The following is an 18,263-nucleotide window of genomic DNA, read 5'->3' on the forward strand; positions in this document are numbered from 1 at the left end:
CCCGGCCGACCAGCCGGACCTGCCCACGCAATTTCGCCGCCTCGGCCAAGCGGCCGCCCTGACCTGGGCCCTGGCCGGCCGCGACATCCACCTGGGCAATATCGTCCTGTCGGACAGCGCCCTACACATCATCGACGAGGAGGTCTTCGGCCTCGGCGTCGTCACCGACAACCCGGCCCTGCCGACCCCCCTCCGCGAAGAGCTCAGGTTCTTCGAATCCTCGCCCGTCCACACCGGCGTCTTCCCCTACCTCACCCCGCTCCCCGGCAGGGAGAGCGGCATCGATTTCTCCCCGTACAGCAGGCTGCGCGCCGCACTCACCCCGGCCCGGCCTACCCCGACGGGGCCGCAGGAGCTGCTGGACGCTGATGCTGTTGCATTCCTGCACGGCTACGAGGAGATGCTCCAGGCCTTCGGAGACGTCTCAACCCACAACCGGGCCTTCCGTCAGCAGGTCGAGGAATTGACTGGCGAACGCTGCCGTCTGGTCCCGCTGCCCACGGCCCGCTACGGTGAACTCCTTGCCCAGAGCCTGACGGAGGAACGCCTGGCCTCCGGCAGCGCCCGCGAGTCGTTCTTCACGGAGCAACTGCACGCCGACTCGGCTTTCAAACCATGGCGTGGACCGCTCGTCCCGGAAGAATCCGCGGATCTCTTCGACGGCGATGTCCCCCTGTTCCATGCCCCGGTGGACAGCCGCCTTGTCCGCGGCCTCTCCAGGAACGCGCACGCCCTGCTGGACCATACGGGGGCCACGGTTCTGCAGCACCGCACGGCCCGCCTCGCCGTCGAGATGCCGGCACTGCTCTGGCAGGCCACCGCCTCTCTGGAATGTGCTGCCCGTAACCGCGGTCAGCGGCTGGCCGCGCAGTCCGGTCTCACCGCCACCACTGCCTCGGCGGACCCCGGACTGTGCGTGGACGCGTCCCACACCCTTCTGTCCCGCCTGCGGGATCTGGCCGTCCAGACCCTGGACGGCCACCTCGCCTGGGCAGACGTCCGACACGACATGCGCCGCAAGTGGCACATCGGGCACGCCGGTACCAGCATCCGCTCCGGATCCTCCGGCATCCTTCTGGCCTCACTCCTGCTGCGGGCCGTTCCCCAGACCCGGTTGGCTACCACCGCCGACGACCTCACCTCCCTCCTTGCCGACCCATGGCTCGACGAGACGGAACAGCTCACCCAGGACGAGGGCGTCTATGTTCTCAGTGAGTTGTGCGAGCGGCTCCTGGTCGCCACCGAACTCCTGCACCGCACCGCCGGTCCACGGACGGAGCCCGTTCTCAGAGCGCTCCTCTCCGCGATCAGGCGGAGCCTGCCCTACCTCAAAAGCCACCCCGACCAGGACATCGCCCCCGCACTACTGGCACTGGCAGCCGCTGCAGGCACCCTGCCCGCCGGCCACCAGGACTCTGTGCAACGCCTCCTCCAACAGTTCGATGACGGCTCCACAGAGCTCCCCCGTACCTATGACGCCCTCCTGGCCCGCCACCTCATCGCGCGCCGCTTCCCCCACCTGCCCCTCCTCCAGCCCGGAGACACTGCTGTACCGAACGTCTCCGCGTTCTTCCCGCCCTGGATCAGCGGAGCCTTCCCCGAGCACGCCGCCCGGCTCGTCCTTGCCGAGACAAGTCCTCGGTACGCCGACATCACGGCGGACATCGTCGAGTCCCTGCGCGTCACGACGGAGCACAACCACGGCCTGGCCAACGGCACAGCCGGCCGAATCAGCCTCCTGACGCTGTTGGGGGAAAGCAAGCAAGCTGCCCTGCTGGCCACGCAACTGGCCACCCTTGTCCTGGCTCCCGACTCGCGCAACCCGGATCGAACATTCGATCCTGCCGCACGTCCGGGCCTGCTGACCGGCATGGCCGGTACCGCCTACGAGCTGGCACGCAGCGCCAGCGGCGGCCACCTCCCGTCGCTTCTGCTGCCTGCCGGTCTGGCCACCGGACCTGCCGCCCAGAACAGCCCTCCTCACCTCCCGCGCACGGAAGAGAACCACCGATGAACAGCGGCGAAACCGTCCGGGCCTATCACGAATGGACCAGCAACAGCACCGGCCCCATCCATCGCCGCCCACCACGGCCGGCCGAGTACATCCAGCTCGACCCGGACCGTGAGCCGCCCCCCTTCAAGCGTTACCCGGACTCCGAACTCCACCCTCTGCCCGTCACCGCTCCCATGCCAGGACCGGCCGCGACGGACGCCCTGGCCGGCCTCACTGTCCCAACCGAGCACCCGGTCGACCTCACGCTGCTCTCCCGGATCCTGCGTCTTTCCTTCGGAATCACCCGCAGCTCCCGGCGCCACGGCCGCACAGTGAACTGGCGACCCGCTTCTTCCGCTGGCAACCGCCATCCCCTCGAGGCGTACGTCGCCACCGGACAAATCGACGGCCTCGCCGCCGGGCTCTATCACTACGCCCCGGAGGCCGGTGCCCTCGAACAGCTTCTCGACGGCGACCAACGCAGCGTTGTCGCCGGAACCGCCGACACTCCTGCAACGCAGGCGTTCATCATCCTGACCGGCCTGCCCTGGCGGACCGCGTGGAAATACGCCGAACGGGGCTGGCGCCATGTGTACTGGGATGCTGGCACCGCCCTCGCCAACCTGTTGACTCTGGCCGAAGCGCATGGCTTGCAGGCACGGCTCCACTTCGGCTTCGACGACCAGGCGCTCAATCGGTTTCTCGACCTCGACGGCCGTACCGAATTTCCCCTGTTGATAGTGGCACTGGGCGGTTCCTCCACAGCACACACCCACGCAGCAGCAGCACGCAACCAGGAGCTGCCTACGCCTGCCGAGCCACCGTCCGCACCCATTGAATTCCCGCTCGTCACCGTTGCCCAACAGGCAGGGAACCTCTCCGGCAACTCAGAGGTGCGGAAATGGCGCAGCACGCCCGCAGGAGACGCTACCCACCCGTGCGGGGCAGTCGAGCCCGCGGCCCATCCGCACAGCGGGTCGATCGAAGAACTCATCCTGCGGCGCGTCACCACCCGCCGCATGGACCCTGTGACGGTTTCACAGCAACTGCTGAGCTGGGCCATGCAGTGCGCCACCCGCCCCGTCTCCATGGACGCCGTCTCCACCGGCCATACGCTGATCACCCCAGACCTGTCGGTGCACGGCATCGCAGACCTAACTCCCGGTGTCTATCGCTACCGCAACGGTCAATTCAAGGGGCTCAGCCTTCTGACCGAGCCGCAGGCACGTGCTCAGGCCACCGGTCTCTGCCTGGATCAGACAGTCGCCGGAAATTCTGCTTATACCCTTTTTGTCACCACTGACCTTGAGAGCCTGCTCCAATCATGGGGGGACCGCGGCTACCGCATGGCTCAAACCGAGGCCGGCATTGTCGTAGGGCGCCTGCAACTTGCCGCCGCAGCAATGGGCTTCGGCGCCTCCGGACTCACGTTCTTCGACGACGCAGTGGCCGATGCTTTCACCACACACCGAAGCGCCATGCTCGCCTGCGCTGTGGGAGTTCCTCTGCGCCACCCCTGAGACGGTCCTGTTTCGCCGGGATCAGCGTCGTGCTGGAATCCACGGGTCCAGCACGACGGGTCGGCGGTAGTGAGGTCTCCGAAGTGTCGGCCAGGAAGCTGGCCACAGCCGCCGTTCCATCGGGCGTCAGCTCCACATGACCCACCGCACCGTCAAGAGCCGCGCCGACGTTGCGAAGCCGGAAGACCTCTTTCGCGGCCAGTGGCAGCACGACAGGACCTCCGTCCTCGACGAGTACAAGCCCTACCTGGACGTACGTTGGGACAAGGGCTGCACCAACGCCAGGAAGCTATGGGAGGAGATCGTTCCCTTGGGCTACCGAGGCAGCTACGGCCGCGTCAGCGCCTACCTGCGAGAAAAGCGCACCTCACCACGGCCGGTCGCCGCGCAACCGCCGGCACCCCGCGTGGTGACGATATGGATCCTCAGCCGACCCGAGACACTGACCGAGATCGAACAGCTCCGGCTCTGTGGACGTTCGCGTAATTCCCCAGGTGCCCGTCTGGCTGGGGGCTGGTGACTCGTCTCGTCAGAGGTCGACGCGATGCTCGGCAGCCGATGGGTCATCGACGGAGCCGTAGCGCAAGACGACGTGCGCCGGCCGGAACGGCAGGTCGTTCAGGATGGGTGCCATGACAGCGAAGAGTGCGCCCGCGTCCGGTCCGTAGGCGTAGAGGACCACCTCGCCTCCTCCGTACTCGTTTCCGTCGAACTCGCCGACGTCGGCTTCCTCGATCGCCTCGGTCAGCAGGGACTGGGCCTCGCGGACGACCTCCCGTTGGCTTGGCTCGCCGAGGCCGTCATCGGTCAGTCGATAGTGAGCGATGACGGCATGCTCGACGTCGGCTTCTGCTTCGTCTGTGTCGGCCATGCGGGAAACGATCTCATCCCGAACCGACATCCTCGCCAGCCTGGCCCTCCGGGACGCGGTCCTAGGCCGTGTTTTAGAAGTGGGCTCGTTCCCTCGTCTCGCGCCGTGATGATCTCGGGGTGGGGCGAGGGGATCTTTCTGACGAGCAGTGGGCGGTGCTGGAGCCGTTGCTGCCGGTGGCGGTGGTGGGCAGGCGGTCGCTGGGTCGGCGGAAGCTGATCGACGGCATCCGGTGGCGGGCACGGACTGGTGCTCCGTGGCGGGATCTGCCACTCGAATACGGGCCGTGGCAGACGGTCTACGGACTCTTCCGCCGCTGGCAGCGCGACGGGATCTGGCACTTGCTGCTGACCCGGCTGCAGGCTCAGGCGGATGCAGCCGGGCTGATCACGTGGGAGATCAACGTCGACTCCACGATCTGCCGGGCCCATCAGCACGCCGCAGGCGCCCGCCGCGACGGACAGGCCCAGAAGGAACCGCCTGGCGGAACCCGCACCGAGCCCGACGACCACGGCCTGGGCCGGTCCCGGGGAGGTTTCACCACCAAGATTCATCTCGCCTGCGAGCAAGGCCAACGGCCGCTGTCCTTGCTGGTCACCGCAGGTCAGCGTGGTGACAGTCCTCAGTTCGCCGCTGTCCTGGAAGGCATCCGAGTCCCTCGCACCGGACGAGGCCGTCCCCGTGTCCGGCCGTTGCGAGTGCGGGGCGACAAGGCGTACTCCTCCCGCGCCAACCGAGCCTACCTGCGGAAGCGGGGAATCCGGTGCACGATCCCGGAGCCTGCCGACCAGGCCGCCAACCGCAAACGGCGCGGGAAGACCGGCGGGCGGCCCCCGGCTTTCGACCGCGAGGACTACAAGGCCCGGCACGCGGTCGAGTGCGGGATCAACCGGCTCAAGCGCAACCGGGCGGTCGCCACCCGGTTCGACAAACTCGCGGTCCGCTTCGAGGCCACCGTCCTGATCGCCGCGATCGGCGAATGGCTATGACCGCTCTGAGCTGTCGGTTCCTCATGCCATGCTGACCGCGACCCAGGTGAACAGGCGAGGGGAAGGCAACGATGGGGGCTCAGTACTACGGCGCCGACAGCGAGAGCGGCGACCGCATCGACGACCCCTCCGAGGATGCGCTGTTCATGCTGATCAGCGAACTCAACGACTCCGACAACACCTTCGTGGTCGTCCAGCCCGACGAGGACGACCCTGTCTGGTTCGCCTCCGTGGCCGTCCTGGACGAAGGCGGTTACGAGATCGTCCGCCGTGACACCACGCGCAACGAGCACGAGGTCACCACGGCGACCAGCATCAACGACATCGCCCGCGACCTCACCATCTGGATGGCCGCCCGCGACTTCCCCGGACGGCCAACCAGGCAGGTCAGCGAGTTCTAAAACACGGCCTAGGTGATCGTGGGCTTGGCGGGCCTGTCGGTCGGGTTCTTGGGCCGCTTGCTCGGGCGGTAGCTGGGGCCGTTCATGATGACCTGGTGGCTCCCCTCCATCGACCCATCCTCGTCTTCCGTGATCACCAGGCTCGGTGAAGTCCGCGTGCGTCCGCCCGGGAACGGCGACAGCCGGTCACTGCCGAAACTACCCCGCCGCCCCTGCACACCGGTACGGGCGCGGCAGATTCCGGCCGGTGGGCGCCATCGGCTGCCGCGTTCAGCGGCGGAAGATCGACTTACCCGCCGCGGGCCGCTACAGGAAACTGAGGAGGGGCGGTTCTTTGAGGAAGGTGAGGCGCGGGATGGCGGAACCGGAGGATGCCGTTGCCATCCGCCACGTCACCGAACGGCTGATGAAGGCGCACCCCCAGCTGGACGCGGGGCTGGTGCAAAGCTCGGTACGGACGGCGTACGAAGAGCTCAGGTACGCGCGCGTGCGGACCTACCTGCCAGTCCTGATGGAACGCAGAGCCAAAGACCTGCTGCCGCCCGACGAGCAGACGAAACGCCACAACTGACCCCGCCGCGCGACCGCCCTTGGTCCGCAGGCTGCTTGCCGTAGAACGACGGGAGCCGGACCGCGGAGCTTCGGGCGGACACGGAAGCCCGGGCGGGGGAAGAGAGTAAGGGGCCCCGACCAGCCGGGGGGATGGCCGGGTCGGGGCCGCGCCCCGACCGGCGGGGGGGTGCCGGGCGGAGCGGTCAAGGGGTGGGGCGGGAAAGGGTGGTCGCCTCACGGCGGAGGGATCTGCGGGGCTTCAGCCGAACGATCTTCCCCACAGGCATAGGTCGGGCCCGGGGACACAGTCCCTCCCCGCACCCCACAGATACATGAACGGTCAACCAAACCGGAATGTTCCCACCTATAAGAGGTATACCGCCGTCCCGGTCAGAAGACGACGGGAACACGCAGACCGAGAGCAGCCGCCGCGCGCCGGCAACGCGCGCGAACGGCAGCGAGCTCCGCACGCACATCCGTCCCCGCCCGCCCCGCGGCGGCCGTGGAGGATCTTGCGGCCGCCGCGTGCAGTTCGGCCCGCGCGGTCGCGCCGTCGCCGGGGAGCACCGTGAGTTTGGCAGCGTCCGCCCGCGCCGACCAACCGTGCCACCTCCGCCGGCCCGGACACCGACCGGTGGACGTGGACGCCGAGCATCCCGGGCACCCATCCTTCGAGGGCGCCCCGGATGTCCTCGCACAACCCGTCGACACCCGTGTGCGGGCCGTCGGGGGCGATGCCGGTGCTCATCTCCCCATAGTCTCCGCCGCCACCGACATCCCCCTTCGGTGTGGCAGCTTGCCCAACGGTGCGGGCCGTCGCCGGAGGGGGCGACGGCCCGTGCGGTCATGTCACGCAGGATCTCCGGCACGATGATGGGGCCTGCGGGTGCCGGTGTTAGCGGCGGCGGCCCCAGGTCTCGGTGTCGACGGTGCGGCCGCGGTCATCGCGCAGCGTCGCGGTGTCGGAGCCGTTGTCCCAGACGTAGTTACGGCGGTCCTGGAAGAGGTCGGTGCGGGTGTCACGGCCGTTGCCGGTGTGGATACGGATCGTGGCACGGGGGGCGATGCGGACGTTGTCGAAGCGGTAGCGGTTGCCGTCGCTGTCACGCAGCGTCCAGCCGCGGAGGCTGATGCCGTCGCGGGTGGTGTTGGTGATCTCCACCCACTCCGAGTTGAGGGAGCGGTTCGAGCGGTCGTCGCGTCCGGGGCTGTCGGCCTGGACCCGGCTGATCTCCACCCGCGGCCGCTGATGGTGACGGTCACCGTCGTGCGCGGCCGCCGGCAGAGCGGCGGCACCGACGACGGCGCCGGCGGCCAGGACGGTGGCGGCGATACGGCGTACGGAGGAAGAAGCAGAAGACATAGGTGACGCTCCCTCAAGAACAGCGCCCCACCAGCCGAAACAGGTCGGTGGAGGCCTTTGCGGTGTCGGCCCGGTCGAGCCGAGGGCCACACTCTCGACCCGACACGACCCCCACCGCACCCCCCGCAGACGCCGGTTACCGGACACGGACATATCCGTCACAGTCGCCTGCACACCGCACGCATTCCGTCCGAGCGTGCCCCTGACATTCACTGACAGCTACACCCACCCGCCCCACAAACCGGACATCAAGGTCGACAGGCTCCGGCGCACTACCGGGCGCAGTCTTCCGCCGCTTCACCCGGCCGGACCAGTGGATCAAGTAACAACCGTTCTGCGGAATTCTTCGCACGTGCGCCCGCAATTCGGACATGAGTCCCGTCCTGTGGCAGGCCTCGCGCCCCTCGCCGTCATCCGTCGCGGGCGGTCAGAAGGAGCATCAGGGCCTTGGAGTGGGTGGTACCGAGCCCGGTGGCCACCGCCTCGGCGGACATGCCGTCCTCCGCCAGCACGCGGGCCGCTTCTCGCCCGACGCGGGTGGCGATCCGCTCCAGCACGCCGACGGCGCGCAGCGCGGCCAGCGGCGCGTCCTCGGTCGTGGCGGTCAGTCGCTCGGTGAGCTCGACCAGGAGGGCGGCCAGCGGCTCGGGCAGCGGTGCCGCCTTGTCGCGGACGAGAGACAGGTGGGCGTTCCAGTCCGCGAGCGGCCCGGTCAGATCGACGTCCGCCTCGTACAACGGCCGGTCACCGACCGCATCCCAGTCCAGCAGGTACTCCGCGGCACCACGCCAACCGCACGCACACACCGCCCGGAGCGCCTCGGCACGCGGGCGGCGGTGCCGGCCGTCGTAGGCCGACCAGTGCGTCGTGGAAGGCACGTCCGGGCCGCTCCCGACGTCGAAGTACACCGGCCCCGGCTCACCACCACCGATCAGGACACCCACCGCGCCCGCGTGCGCGTCCCCGAACTCCACCGTCCACCAGTCCCACTCCACCAACACACCACCCTCCATCGCGATCCCGCCGGCACCCTGCCCCGCCCGCGCCGGCACCCACACCCCCGCCGACCCAACAAGGCACGTCGTTGGGCCGCCCGCCCAACCACGCCGCGATCACGAGCAGCCCAGGAGCACGGCAAAGGGCCGCCACCCGTCGAGGTGGCGGCCCTGACCTTCGGACCCGGTCTACGGGGCGAGGGTGAACTCCACATCCGTGCCGCCACAGCCGGCCGCGATGTCGAACAGCCGATCCCGCTCCGCCTCGTCGACCGCCAGGCCCCAACGCAGCTTGGTCGCGGTCCACTCCGCGCCGTACCGGCACAGCGCGTCCGGCGCCGGCGGCAGCCACTCCGCCGGATCCTGGTCCGCCTTCGACCGGTTCGAGCGGGCCGTCACCGCGACCAGGGAGGCCGCCTGGCCCTGGTCGTTCGCGTAGGCTTCGCGCCTCTGTGCGGTCCACGAACTGGCGCCCGAATCCCAGGCCTCGGCGAGCGGCACCATGTGGTCGATGTCCAGCGCACCGGCCGGGGTCACCTCCCGCTCGTCGTAGTACGACCACCAGGTCCCGCCGGTCAGGGTGCAGCCCGGCCCGATCTCCGGATACACGATCGCCTCGGCCAGAAGCACCTCCTGGCGGGTGTTGCAGCCGTCCGCCGGGATGTCGCCGGCGTTCCAGTGCCGGAACGAGGTGCGCTGATAGCCGGTCCGGTCCTCGGTGGCGAGCGGCAGCGCGGACACCGCGACCCCGATCGGCAGAACCTGCGGCACGACCGCCACGGCCGGAGCTGGGCCGGCGGGTTGGGTGGCCGCGTGCGCGGCCGTGGGCAGGGTCAGGGCAAGGGCGGCGGCCGCGACAGCGGACCGCTTCAAGATCATCATGGGCCGGTTGTACCGGCCCACGCACCGTCACCACCAGGCCCCGGAGCGCGGTTCACCCGGCCGGGGAGATCGATTCACCGGTGAATCGATCATGCTCCGAAGGGACGGCATCACTGCCGACGCCACATCACCCGCGTGCGGTTTCCGGCTGCGGAGACCGACGCCCCGCCCCAACGGCACGACTCCGGGCGCCCCTTCGTCGCAACCGGGCCGGCGCATGCGGCAGATGCCGCACCCCGGAGGTCTGCTTCCGAAGCGCGGGGAGAGTCCAAGGCGACACGCCGGACATGGCGGAATTCCACACCATCGAGGACCTGATCCGAACGGGTGACGTCAGGCCTGCGACGTGCCGAAATCCCAACATAGACACTAGATATAGGGAGGCCACCACAACATGTAGTGGTTTTCGCGTCTTCGCGGGTAGCCGGCACCGCATATGCTGGGGGTCACCCCGCGATCCAACGGACCGTCAAAAGTGGGTGCCCCGGCCATGCCGTAGGAAGCGGCCGGGGCCCTACCTCGTGACGTCGGTCGTGGTTCCCCAGTCATGCCTTCACGTGAGGAGCACAAAATGACGTCGTATCTCGACGGTACCCGATACCCCGGCGAGCGTCCCATCCGGCCCGGTAACCCGTGGCGCCCGTCGCCGACGAAGATCTTCGTGATCCTGGTCGGCGTCATCGTGGTCGTCGCGAACGAGCTGGTGCCGCAGTCCTCCCCCTGGGCCACCGCGCTCGGGGCGCTGACCACCGCCATCGGACTGCTGATGGGAACCCCCCTCATCAGCATCCGCGTGCCGGTCGTCGTGCTGCCGTACCCCGTCCTGCGCCGCCGGCGGTAACGCCGGGCTCGGAATCGAAGAACGCGAGGCCCGGGACACAAGTCGCGGGCCTCGCCCCGATTCGCCCCCGACTGCGGCTTGCGAGGACATGGCACCGGTCAGCCCGTGGCGGCCGCCCCATGGCCGAACTCGGGAACATCGTCAAGGGTCGTGTCCAGGCGCAGCCGCTGGAAGCGCAGCGGGTGGCGGTAGATACCTCCGTGGTCGATGGCCCGGTCGGCGCTGACCTCGGCAACCACGGTGGGGTTGACGAGGGTGGTGTCGAGGACGTCGCGGCTCCCCCACGCCGCCGAGAACTTCGCGCCCGTCCACGGGTGTCCGGGCGCGGCCGCGGTGAGGTGCTCGGCGACCTGGCGGGCGGCGTCCGGGCGCAGGGGTACGGTCCGGCCGACCGGACGCAGCCGGCCGTCGTGGTCGTGGCGGCCGAGGACGAGGAGGCCGGGGCGGGTCAGGGTGCCGGTGATCGCGCCGACGATCATTTCCGTGGTATCCCGCCTCCGGATCTTGGTCCACCCCCGGTATCCGGGCAGGTAGCGGCCGTTCAGGGGCTTGACCAGGATCCCCTCCACCCCGGACACGTCCGTCCAGGACTCCAACCACTCCCGTGCTGTGGCCAGGTCCGTCGTCTGCGGGACGAGCGTCCACGGCGCGCTCAGGGCGTGCTCGGAGAACAGGTTCTCCAGCAGGGCGCGCCGCTCGACGTACGGAAGGGTGAGGAGCTCCTGGCCGTCGTGCTGCAAGAGGTCGAAGGCGACGAAGTAGGACGGCCACCGGGAGGCGAGGACGGCGGCGCCGCGGGCGCGGGTCGCGGCCCGGCGCTGCAACGCCTCGAACGACAACCGGCCGGCCTCGATGTCCCAGACGACCAGTTCGCCGTCGAGGACCAGGCCCTGCGGCAACTGCGCCTCCGCAGCCGCCACCAGGTCCGGCCAACGGTCCTGCACCAGCGCCCCGCGCCGGGTCTGCACCACCACCGCGCCACCCGGCCCGGACGCGGTGAACAGCAGCGCCCGGTGACCGTCCAGCTTCTGCTCGTACGCCACCCCCGCCCGCACAGCGGCCGGGCCCGGCACGGCCTCCGCGGCGTGCGCCAGCATCGGCTCCACCGGCGGCCTGAGCATCACGAGGACCTCCCTCACGGCGTGCGCGTCCCCCTTCCAGGGTCCGACAGACCAGCCGGAGGCGACCACTCGCGCGTGATCAAGTTCGCCGGGATGTGACTGAGCGTTCTACTTGGCCAGTTGAGCGAAGGCCCGGCAAGGTTGGCGCATGACACGAGATGACCTCTGCGAGATGCTCGCCGAGCAGACGCCGGCATGTGGCCGCGCGCGAGAGGCCCTGCTCTCGGGAGGCGCCTTCGATGTCTGGGAGGGCCTGGTCCCCGCCGACCGGCACTTCCACGCCTACCGGACCCGCAGCCGGGTCGCACAAAGGCACGGGCAGGTGACCCTCGGCCTCGATGAGACGGTCGACATCCGCGAAGGCGCAGGGGACAAACTTCTTCGCAGCGGCTTGATCAGGTCGGCAGATCGGGTATGGACGTTCACGCTCTTTCTCAACGCCGCCGCCACGACGGTGCTGGCCTGTGCTGGCGTCGCCCGCACTTCACACGACGGGTACTGACGGAAGCTGAACGATCAGCTGGCCAACTACAACGCTCAGTGGCCAAGTAGAACGCTCAGTCACACGGGTGACCTGTCTCAGCGAAGTTTGGTGAGTCTCATCGAAGTGTGACCATCAGGGTGGAGCGGTTTGTCCTGGCCGGGTACAGACGTCATGATCGCGGGATGGCTGAAGAGATGGTTGTCGAGAAGACCTGGCGGCTCATGCTGGAGGGGCATCCCACGGCGCGACGGGGAGAGCCCGCAGTCATAGAGGCCGCCTATGCCGAACCTCGGCTGCGGGCCTTGTTCCCGTTTCCGAGCCACGGGGCGCTCACCTTTCACCGCAACACGCAGTTCCCATGGAGCAACGACCTGCCGTTCATCGTCGGCGACGCGCAATCGTGCATCGTGTACGCGCCACTGGGTGCGTCGCCGCGTGTCTTGGGCGAGTCACTCACACCGAATGAGGCGGCCGCGTTGGTGGTGGCCCACCTGCCGCACGACTGCGGGCCAGCCTTCGATGGACCGTGGCCCCCAGCGGAGAGCTCCACCAACTGAACCAGCCGCAAGGCAGCAGCCGCCGTTCCGGTCAAACTTCGATGAGACGGGTCAACAGGACAGGGTCGATGAAGGCGTGGGCACTCGCCGAGGAAATCGAACACGTGTTTCACTGGTGGGGTGAGACCACCGTTCCGCTTCCCCGAGGATCTGATCACGCTCCGACGGGCGTGGCAGCAGACGTACGCCGAACTCGCGCAGGTCCCCACCGGGGCCGGTACGACCGCGCTGCGGCGTCGGCTGATCGCCCTCTCCGGAACGCTGTGCACCCATCCCCACTGGGCGGCCCCCGCCGCCTGGCGGACCGGCGGCGTCGAGCTGCGGCGCGCCGCCCACACCTCGATATCGACAGAAGGGGAAGGTGCAGCATGAGCGAGCAGACCACTACCAAGCCCCGCCCGCAGGTCGCCACCTGGGCAGCCGGCCAGACCGGCCCCTGCGCCCGGTGCCACACCTCCACCTGCCGCTACGGGGTGGGCGGGAACCCGCTCTGTGCGCCCTGTAAGCAGGCCCGGCAAGAGCTGCTGGCCTGCTCCTGACCGTGTCCGATGCCTCTCCGTCGGCCCCGATCACTTTGGTCCTGCCCGACGGGCAGGCCATCGAGCGGGTCCGGCTCTACGAACGCCAGCAGCTCGACTCCGGGCTATGGATGTACCGCATCGGCGTCCCTCTGTGGCAGACGGCCGCCGGGGGCGGCGTCGAGCCGGCCGAGTACGGCACCTGGGTCACCTCCGAGCAGCTGCGCCCCCTCCCCGGGGTCGATCTGGGCGGCATCCCGGCCCACCCGCGCACCCGTACCTCGGCGCCGACCCGGTGGGCATGGCTGCTCGACGGCCGCACCCACGGCCAGCCCGCCACCGTCCACGCCGAAGGCTGCTCCGGCGCCACCGACCGCGCACACCCGCTCGGCACCACTCAGGCACTCGACGTGCTCGCACGCCCCGGCACCGTCGCCTGCACCGTGTGCGACGCGGCCGAGGCCCTGCTGCCGATCCTCACCCACGGCAACTACTCTGACCCCGACGGGGCCCAGACCGTCGGGGACCCGCTGTAGTCGTGGCGCACGTAGCCGCGGCCGTCGCCGTGCCAGTCCAGGAACAGCACCGAGTCGCCGAGCGCGGCCGCGCCGGCCCGGTGGCTGATGGTCGCGGTCCGGTAGGTGCCGGTGTGCTTCCCGCTGGACGTGCTGTCCTCCAGCCGCGCCTCCAGCTGGGGAAAGTCCCGCTCGGCCAGCACGGGGTCGGTGCCCTCGCGGGACTGTTTGATCTGCACCCGCAGCTTGGCCCCGTCGAAGATCGTCGGGGTCGTCCACGGGGTAGAAACTCGCCCCGTCCCAGCGCACTTCGGCGTACGCGTACACGGTGCCTGTGGACCAGGTCCGCGCCAGCCAGCCGCGGGCGCCACCACCCGAGGACCGCCGGGCCCGTCACCGCCGCCGCGACCCCGGCGGCCGACAGGACACCGGTGCCGGCGGCCGCCACCGACCACCAGCCGCTCCAGGCCGCCACCACGGACGCCGGGACGACCAGACGAACCGACGCACGGGCCACGCCAGGCCAGCAGGATCACCGTCCGGCGCCGGCCGCGATGGTGCGCAGCACCATGTGCTGCTGCTTCCCAGGGGCATCCCGGGCTCCGGCGGCGAGCTCGGCGGCCGTACGGTCACGCACCACCTCCTCCCCCGCGCACCACCAGCTGGCCGACGAGGAGGGGTCACTGGGCTTGATGTCTCGGCCAGCCAGTAAGCGCACCAGCACCGCGTCCCCGGCCCGCCGCGGCTCCGACACGTCGGACCGGCCAGAGCGGGCCCGGTCCTTCTGCCGCTGCTGCGCCAGCGCACCCGCCACGAATGCCGACCATCACGGCCGGCGCTGCCGCCTTCGCCAGTTCCTCGGCCGCCCACGCCCACAGATCCCCGTACACCCGCCGCCCCGCCCTTCCAGCAAAAGGACAGACCAGTCCTCATTCAAAGCAACGAGGGCAGACCGCAGCAGAAACCCCCGTGCGTCGAGGCGACCGGGGGTTTCCGTGTACCAGTCAGGCAGCCTTACGACCGACGGCTCGTGGGCGCGAGCCGGATATCACCGCGGCGCCTGCCTCATGTCTGCACGGCATACAGCATGTTGGACCCGTCGGAGAGGTACGCGACTCCGTCGGCGACCACCGGCGAGGACGCCGGGCTGTTACCTAAAGGGTGGACCCAGTGCTGTAGCCCGGTATCCGCCTGCAACGCGAAGAGCTGAAAGCCGAAGGCGACGTAGACGATGCCGTTGGCCACCACAGGCGAGAGCACCTCATTCAAACCGATTTCGTAGGACCAGCGTTCGCGTCCCGTGGCCGCATCAACCGCATACAGCTTGGGCATCACGTCCCTATCTGTGATTTTCGCGACCCTTGCGCTTGCGAGGTAGACGATGCCATTGGCCACCGCTGGCGACGAGCGCAAGCGGGCCTTGGTGTGGAATGACCAGCGCTCCCGCCCGGTATCCGCGTCCACCGCGTGGAGCTTGCCGTTGTCACTGCCGACGTAGACGACGCCGTCGACCACCGCAGGCGACGAGCGCACCTTCCTGCCCGTGGCGAAGGACCAGCGCTTCTCGCCGCTCCTCGCGTCCACCGCGTACAGCCCACCGTCGTCACTGCCGAAGTACACGATCCCCTCGACCACCGTCGGCGACGAGCGCACCATTCCACCGGTGGTGAACGCCCAGTGGGGCTCCCCGGTTTCCGCGCTCACGGCATGGAGCCCGCGGTCGTCGCTGCCGACATAGACGACTCCGCCGACCACCGCAGGCGACGAGCGCACCGTTCCACCGGTGGTGAAGGACCAGCGCTTCTCACCCATCCTCGCGTCCACCGCGTACAGCCCACCGTCGTCACTGCCGAAGTACACGATCCCCTCGACCACCGCCGGCGACGACCACGCCCTGCCGCGGGAGGTATAGACCCAGCGCTGCTCCCCACTCGTCACATCCACCGCATACAGGGCGCCGCTGCTGCAGTAGACCAGGCCGTCGGACGCGGCTGACCCCCGGTACCTCTCCCTAGGGGTGGCCCAAAAGCCCGTGGGGGTGCAGGCGTAGGACCACTTCCTCGAACCGCGTAGGCGCCGGCCGGGCCCCCCAGGCACGGTGGCCCGTGTGTCCGGCACGGGCGAGGGGGGATCGTTCCGCTGAACGAGCTGGGCGATCTGGTCAGGCATCCAGCTTGGCTCTGTGAGCAGAAGTGTGGGGCGGAGGGGCTGCCCCTTTCCGTCCTTGCCGCGAGAGCCGGTCAGCTGGTCGAGCAGTGTGGCCACGGTCGGACGCTGATCGGGCTCCTTGGCCAGGCAGGCGGCGACGACATCACGAAGTTCACCAGGGAGGGCATCAAGGCTGGGCTCTTCCTGGACGGTACGGATGCACAGCGCGGTCGAGCTGCCAGAACCGAACGCGTTGACGCCAGTGGCCGTGTAGGCCAAGACCGCTCCCAGGGCAAAGACATCGCTGGCCGGGGTCACCGCCCGGTCGAGGAGCTGTTCCGGAGACATGTAGCCGGGGGTGCCGATCAGCACGCCGGCCCGGGTCAACGTACTGGCCTCCATGGCGACCGAGATACCGAAGTCGATGATCCTCGGTCCGTCCGCGGCGAGAAGCACATTGGACGGCTTGAGATCACGGTGGATGACCCCGGCCGCGTGGATGACCTCGAGTGCCTCAACCATGCCAGCGGCCAGGTCGAGCACCGAGTGAAGTGGCCATGGACCGTGAGCGGCGAGTGCCTCACCGAGGGAGGGGCCCGGCACATAGACGGTCGCCATCCAAGCTGGCGAGCCGTCCGGGTCGGCGTCGATCACACCGGCGGTGAAGGCGCCATTGACCCGTTGAGCCGCCGTCACTTCTCGCTTGAAACGTCGCCGGAACTCGCCATCCCCAGCCAGCTCCGGACGCACTACTTTCACGGCAACCGGGCGCCCGCCGGGCGAGCGCCCGAGGTACACCCGGCCCATTCCTCCGGAGCCCAGACGCGCCACGATCTTGTAGCGCCCCACCTGCTGCGGGTCCTCCGGGCCCAATGGGTCCAACGCTCCCACCCCACACCCCCTTCAGGCTCCCCCTTGGGAGCCGCTGTCCGACCCCGCCACCACTTCCACACAAGACGCAGTCCGTTGCCTGGTATATCCCTGACGGTGTGCACATCAAGCGATGAAATTGTTGGCAGCAGCCGCACGGTGTCTCCCCCTCCGAGTGCTGTCTCACACCTGCCCTCGACCCGCCCCGTGGGCCCTACGGGCGGGAGATCTGGAGGCACTCGGCATAGACAAGCCCCCCCCCTGCAGCGTTGCGCAGGGGGCCGGATGGTTCGGGTGGGTGGTGGTGTCACCAGCCGTGGATGAAGGCGGCGGCCTCGGCGGCGTTGTCGGCGACTCCGACGGGCAGCCATTCGCCGGACTCGTCGTCGAGCTCGAAGAGGACGCGGGGGGGCGTCGGGGGCGAGGTGCGCGGCTCGGCCGCGAGCCGCCGGGTCCAGGGGTTCGGCGCGGCGGCGTCCTGTGATCTGCCTGTCGGACTCGCGCTGGCGGTCAGGGATGCGCCCGCATCCGCAGCGCGAAAGCCATCCGCTGGGGCGGACGCTTCCTCACCGACGCAGCCTGACCCCAAACCGGTGAACCTATGCGGTCAGAGCACTAGAGCTGGGCACGGCAGCCAAGAAGCGGGATCGGCTGCGGCCGCCGCAGTTCTGGTCCTACGGTGGCCAGGTCAGCGCGAGCATGCGTCAGGTGCAGGTACGTAGGGGTGGGTGCGGTGGATATTCCTCTGGTGGATGCGGTGGCTGCGGTACGCGACGAACTGCTGTCGGCGGCGGCTCAAGTCGGCGCGGATCCTGGGGTGGTATTCGCGGTGGGTCCGGTAGAGATGGAGTTCGAGGTCGAACTGCGGGCGGACGCGAAGGCGAAGGCCGGGTTCAAGCTGTGGGCGGTCGGGGCGGAGACCGAGGCCGGCCTCTCGCGCGGCCGTACCCACCGCGTCTCCTTCACTCTCACCCCCAAGCGTCCCGACGGCGGCGACCTGCTCGTCAGCTCCGCGCAGGAGCGCCCGGAGGGGCCCGGCGACGTGTCGGGGCGCATCCCGGACTGACGGTGGCGCGGTCCGGTCGGCACGACCGGACCCAGGCGGGGTGGTCGGGACCAGGTGTCGGGACCGGGGTGGGGTAGGAAGTGGAACAGCTGAGGGTGACCGCGGTGACCGGGCCGAAAGGCCCGGGGTCGGGGTACGCGGTCGGGGGCCGCCTGGTTCTGACCTCCGCGCACGTCACCGGCCCGGCTGGTGGCCGCGTGCAGGTGTTCCACCCGGGTGGCGGCGGCAGCGCGGGCGGAACCGTGGTGTGGGCCGGGACGCCGGGCGGGCGTGACGACGCGGCGCTCGTCCTCGTCGATGGCTCCCCGCACTGGCGGCCGCCAGCCGCGCCGGTCCTGTGGGGGCGCCCTGACACCAAGCGCCCGGGCACCTCCTGTGAGACCTGGGGTGTGCCGGACGAGGCCCAACGCCCAGGCAGGCCGGTCGAAGCCGCGCACTTGCACGGGGAAGTGAACCCCGGCAGTGGCTTCGTCGGCAACCAATACGTCATGGACCTGCGCACCCCCGCCGCCGGATGGCCGGGCGACGGAACCTCGCCCTGGTCGGGCCTGTCGGGGGCGGCTGTGTTCTGCGACCG

General features: G+C 69.6%; 21 protein-coding genes and 1 pseudogene. 14 read left to right on the top strand and 8 right to left on the bottom strand.

Features of this window, described 5'->3' with window-relative positions:
• The 3 genes from Sspor_RS39980 to Sspor_RS39990 all read left to right on the top strand — a co-directional run.
• On the top strand, positions 1-2,014 hold a 2,014-nt coding region (locus tag Sspor_RS39980; protein WP_202204198.1), incomplete at its 5' end, for a DUF4135 domain-containing protein.
• Complete coding sequence (locus Sspor_RS39985) at positions 2,011-3,513, top strand: SagB family peptide dehydrogenase (RefSeq protein WP_202204199.1); 1,503 nt, start codon at positions 2,011-2,013, stop codon at positions 3,511-3,513. The genes Sspor_RS39980 and Sspor_RS39985, both read left to right, overlap by 4 nt.
• 136 nt (positions 3,514-3,649) lie before the next feature.
• Positions 3,650-4,033 carry a hypothetical protein gene (locus tag Sspor_RS39990; RefSeq protein ID WP_202204200.1) on the top strand — a complete coding sequence of 128 codons (384 nt, stop codon included), beginning with the start codon at positions 3,650-3,652 and terminating at the stop codon, positions 4,031-4,033.
• Positions 4,034-4,042: 9 nt separating this feature from the next.
• On the opposite strand, the gene Sspor_RS39995 is transcribed toward Sspor_RS39990, so the two are convergent.
• Complete coding sequence (locus tag Sspor_RS39995) at positions 4,043-4,384, bottom strand: hypothetical protein (RefSeq protein ID WP_237404470.1); 342 nt, start codon at positions 4,382-4,384, stop codon at positions 4,043-4,045.
• Between the two features lie 119 nt (positions 4,385-4,503).
• Between Sspor_RS39995 and Sspor_RS40000 the strand changes: the two genes are divergently transcribed.
• The 3 genes from Sspor_RS40000 (at position 4,504) to Sspor_RS40015 (ending at position 6,345) form a co-directional block, all read left to right on the top strand.
• Positions 4,504-5,373: an IS5 family transposase gene (locus Sspor_RS40000; protein ID WP_202204202.1), complete on the top strand. Its 870-nt coding sequence runs from the start codon at positions 4,504-4,506 to the stop codon at positions 5,371-5,373.
• Between the two features lie 71 nt (positions 5,374-5,444).
• Entirely contained in the window at positions 5,445-5,774 is a 330-nt protein-coding gene (locus Sspor_RS40005) for a hypothetical protein (protein ID WP_030654589.1), read from the top strand.
• A 355-nt stretch (positions 5,775-6,129) separates the two neighbouring features.
• On the top strand, positions 6,130-6,345 hold the full coding sequence (locus Sspor_RS40015) for a three-helix bundle dimerization domain-containing protein (protein WP_202204203.1): 216 nt from the start codon (positions 6,130-6,132) through the stop codon (positions 6,343-6,345).
• A gap of 876 nt (positions 6,346-7,221) precedes the next feature.
• Here the strand turns inward: Sspor_RS40015 and Sspor_RS40020 are convergent.
• From Sspor_RS40020 to Sspor_RS40030, 3 genes are all read right to left on the bottom strand, one after another.
• A complete protein-coding gene (locus Sspor_RS40020; protein ID WP_202204204.1) occupies positions 7,222-7,689 on the bottom strand; it encodes a lamin tail domain-containing protein in 468 nt (155 codons plus the stop codon).
• Between the two features lie 410 nt (positions 7,690-8,099).
• On the bottom strand, positions 8,100-8,690 hold the full coding sequence (locus tag Sspor_RS40025) for a hypothetical protein (RefSeq protein ID WP_202204205.1): 591 nt from the start codon (positions 8,688-8,690) through the stop codon (positions 8,100-8,102).
• A 183-nt stretch (positions 8,691-8,873) separates the two neighbouring features.
• On the bottom strand, positions 8,874-9,563 hold the full coding sequence (locus Sspor_RS40030) for an HNH endonuclease family protein (RefSeq protein ID WP_202204209.1): 690 nt from the start codon (positions 9,561-9,563) through the stop codon (positions 8,874-8,876).
• A gap of 574 nt (positions 9,564-10,137) precedes the next feature.
• On the opposite strand from Sspor_RS40030, the gene Sspor_RS40035 reads away from it, so the two are divergent.
• Positions 10,138-10,407, top strand: coding sequence for a hypothetical protein (locus Sspor_RS40035; protein ID WP_202204206.1), 270 nt, complete (start codon positions 10,138-10,140; stop codon positions 10,405-10,407).
• Between the two features lie 98 nt (positions 10,408-10,505).
• On the opposite strand, the gene Sspor_RS40040 is transcribed toward Sspor_RS40035, so the two are convergent.
• Positions 10,506-11,528, bottom strand: coding sequence for an ATP-dependent DNA ligase (locus Sspor_RS40040; protein ID WP_202204207.1), 1,023 nt, complete (start codon positions 11,526-11,528; stop codon positions 10,506-10,508).
• 148 nt (positions 11,529-11,676) lie between these two features.
• Between Sspor_RS40040 and Sspor_RS40045 the strand changes: the two genes are divergently transcribed.
• The 5 genes from Sspor_RS40045 (at position 11,677) to Sspor_RS40065 (ending at position 13,623) form a co-directional block, all read left to right on the top strand.
• Positions 11,677-12,030, top strand: coding sequence for a hypothetical protein (locus tag Sspor_RS40045; RefSeq protein ID WP_202204208.1), 354 nt, complete (start codon positions 11,677-11,679; stop codon positions 12,028-12,030).
• A 164-nt stretch (positions 12,031-12,194) separates the two neighbouring features.
• Positions 12,195-12,569 (top strand): DUF6193 family natural product biosynthesis protein, encoded by a 375-nt coding sequence (locus Sspor_RS40050; RefSeq protein ID WP_202197086.1) that lies wholly within the window; start codon positions 12,195-12,197, stop codon positions 12,567-12,569.
• A gap of 120 nt (positions 12,570-12,689) precedes the next feature.
• Positions 12,690-12,941 carry a DUF8825 domain-containing protein gene (locus tag Sspor_RS40055; RefSeq protein WP_202197087.1) on the top strand — a complete coding sequence of 84 codons (252 nt, stop codon included), beginning with the start codon at positions 12,690-12,692 and terminating at the stop codon, positions 12,939-12,941.
• Positions 12,938-13,108 carry a hypothetical protein gene (locus Sspor_RS40060; protein WP_202197088.1) on the top strand — a complete coding sequence of 57 codons (171 nt, stop codon included), beginning with the start codon at positions 12,938-12,940 and terminating at the stop codon, positions 13,106-13,108. Before Sspor_RS40055 ends, Sspor_RS40060 begins: the two co-directional genes overlap by 4 nt.
• A 2-nt stretch (positions 13,109-13,110) precedes the next feature.
• Positions 13,111-13,623, top strand: a complete 513-nt coding sequence (locus Sspor_RS40065; RefSeq protein ID WP_202197089.1) for a DUF6233 domain-containing protein — start codon at positions 13,111-13,113, stop codon at positions 13,621-13,623.
• On the opposite strand, the gene Sspor_RS40070 is transcribed toward Sspor_RS40065, so the two are convergent.
• The 3 genes from Sspor_RS40070 to Sspor_RS40080 form a co-directional block, all read right to left on the bottom strand.
• Positions 13,578-13,841: a hypothetical protein gene (locus Sspor_RS40070; RefSeq protein ID WP_202197090.1), complete on the bottom strand. Its 264-nt coding sequence runs from the start codon at positions 13,839-13,841 to the stop codon at positions 13,578-13,580. The genes Sspor_RS40065 and Sspor_RS40070 overlap by 46 nt on opposite strands.
• A gap of 293 nt (positions 13,842-14,134) precedes the next feature.
• A complete protein-coding gene (locus Sspor_RS40075; RefSeq protein WP_202197091.1) occupies positions 14,135-14,416 on the bottom strand; it encodes a hypothetical protein in 282 nt (93 codons plus the stop codon).
• A gap of 251 nt (positions 14,417-14,667) precedes the next feature.
• Positions 14,668-16,599 (bottom strand): serine/threonine-protein kinase, encoded by a 1,932-nt coding sequence (locus Sspor_RS40080; RefSeq protein ID WP_202197092.1) that lies wholly within the window; start codon positions 16,597-16,599, stop codon positions 14,668-14,670.
• A gap of 754 nt (positions 16,600-17,353) precedes the next feature.
• On the opposite strand from Sspor_RS40080, the gene Sspor_RS40085 reads away from it, so the two are divergent.
• Together Sspor_RS40085 and Sspor_RS40090 are read left to right on the top strand one after the other, a co-directional pair.
• Positions 17,354-17,686 carry a trypco2 family protein gene (locus Sspor_RS40085; protein ID WP_202197093.1) on the top strand — a complete coding sequence of 111 codons (333 nt, stop codon included), beginning with the start codon at positions 17,354-17,356 and terminating at the stop codon, positions 17,684-17,686.
• A gap of 104 nt (positions 17,687-17,790) precedes the next feature.
• Positions 17,791-18,263 (top strand): annotated as a pseudogene (locus tag Sspor_RS40090) (trypsin-like peptidase domain-containing protein); the annotation flags it as partial.

This window comes from Streptomyces spororaveus (assembly GCF_016755875.1).
Lineage (GTDB): Bacteria > Actinomycetota > Actinomycetes > Streptomycetales > Streptomycetaceae > Streptomyces > Streptomyces spororaveus.

Bases quoted from the DNA above. Each gene is read 5' to 3' on its own strand.
- Sspor_RS39985 (WP_202204199.1), top strand. From the start codon at position 2,011: ATGAACAGCGGCGAAACCGTCCGGGCCTATCACGAATGGACCAGCAAC.
- Sspor_RS39990 (WP_202204200.1), top strand. From the start codon at position 3,650: ATGACCCACCGCACCGTCAAGAGCCGCGCCGACGTTGCGAAGCCGGAA.
- Sspor_RS39995 (WP_237404470.1), bottom strand. From the start codon at position 4,384: ATGGCCGACACAGACGAAGCAGAAGCCGACGTCGAGCATGCCGTCATC.
- Sspor_RS40005 (WP_030654589.1), top strand. From the start codon at position 5,445: ATGGGGGCTCAGTACTACGGCGCCGACAGCGAGAGCGGCGACCGCATC.
- Sspor_RS40015 (WP_202204203.1), top strand. From the start codon at position 6,130: ATGGCGGAACCGGAGGATGCCGTTGCCATCCGCCACGTCACCGAACGG.
- Sspor_RS40020 (WP_202204204.1), bottom strand. From the start codon at position 7,689: ATGTCTTCTGCTTCTTCCTCCGTACGCCGTATCGCCGCCACCGTCCTG.
- Sspor_RS40030 (WP_202204209.1), bottom strand. From the start codon at position 9,563: ATGATCTTGAAGCGGTCCGCTGTCGCGGCCGCCGCCCTTGCCCTGACC.
- Sspor_RS40035 (WP_202204206.1), top strand. From the start codon at position 10,138: ATGACGTCGTATCTCGACGGTACCCGATACCCCGGCGAGCGTCCCATC.
- Sspor_RS40040 (WP_202204207.1), bottom strand. From the start codon at position 11,528: ATGCTCAGGCCGCCGGTGGAGCCGATGCTGGCGCACGCCGCGGAGGCC.
- Sspor_RS40045 (WP_202204208.1), top strand. From the start codon at position 11,677: ATGACACGAGATGACCTCTGCGAGATGCTCGCCGAGCAGACGCCGGCA.
- Sspor_RS40050 (WP_202197086.1), top strand. From the start codon at position 12,195: ATGGCTGAAGAGATGGTTGTCGAGAAGACCTGGCGGCTCATGCTGGAG.
- Sspor_RS40060 (WP_202197088.1), top strand. From the start codon at position 12,938: ATGAGCGAGCAGACCACTACCAAGCCCCGCCCGCAGGTCGCCACCTGG.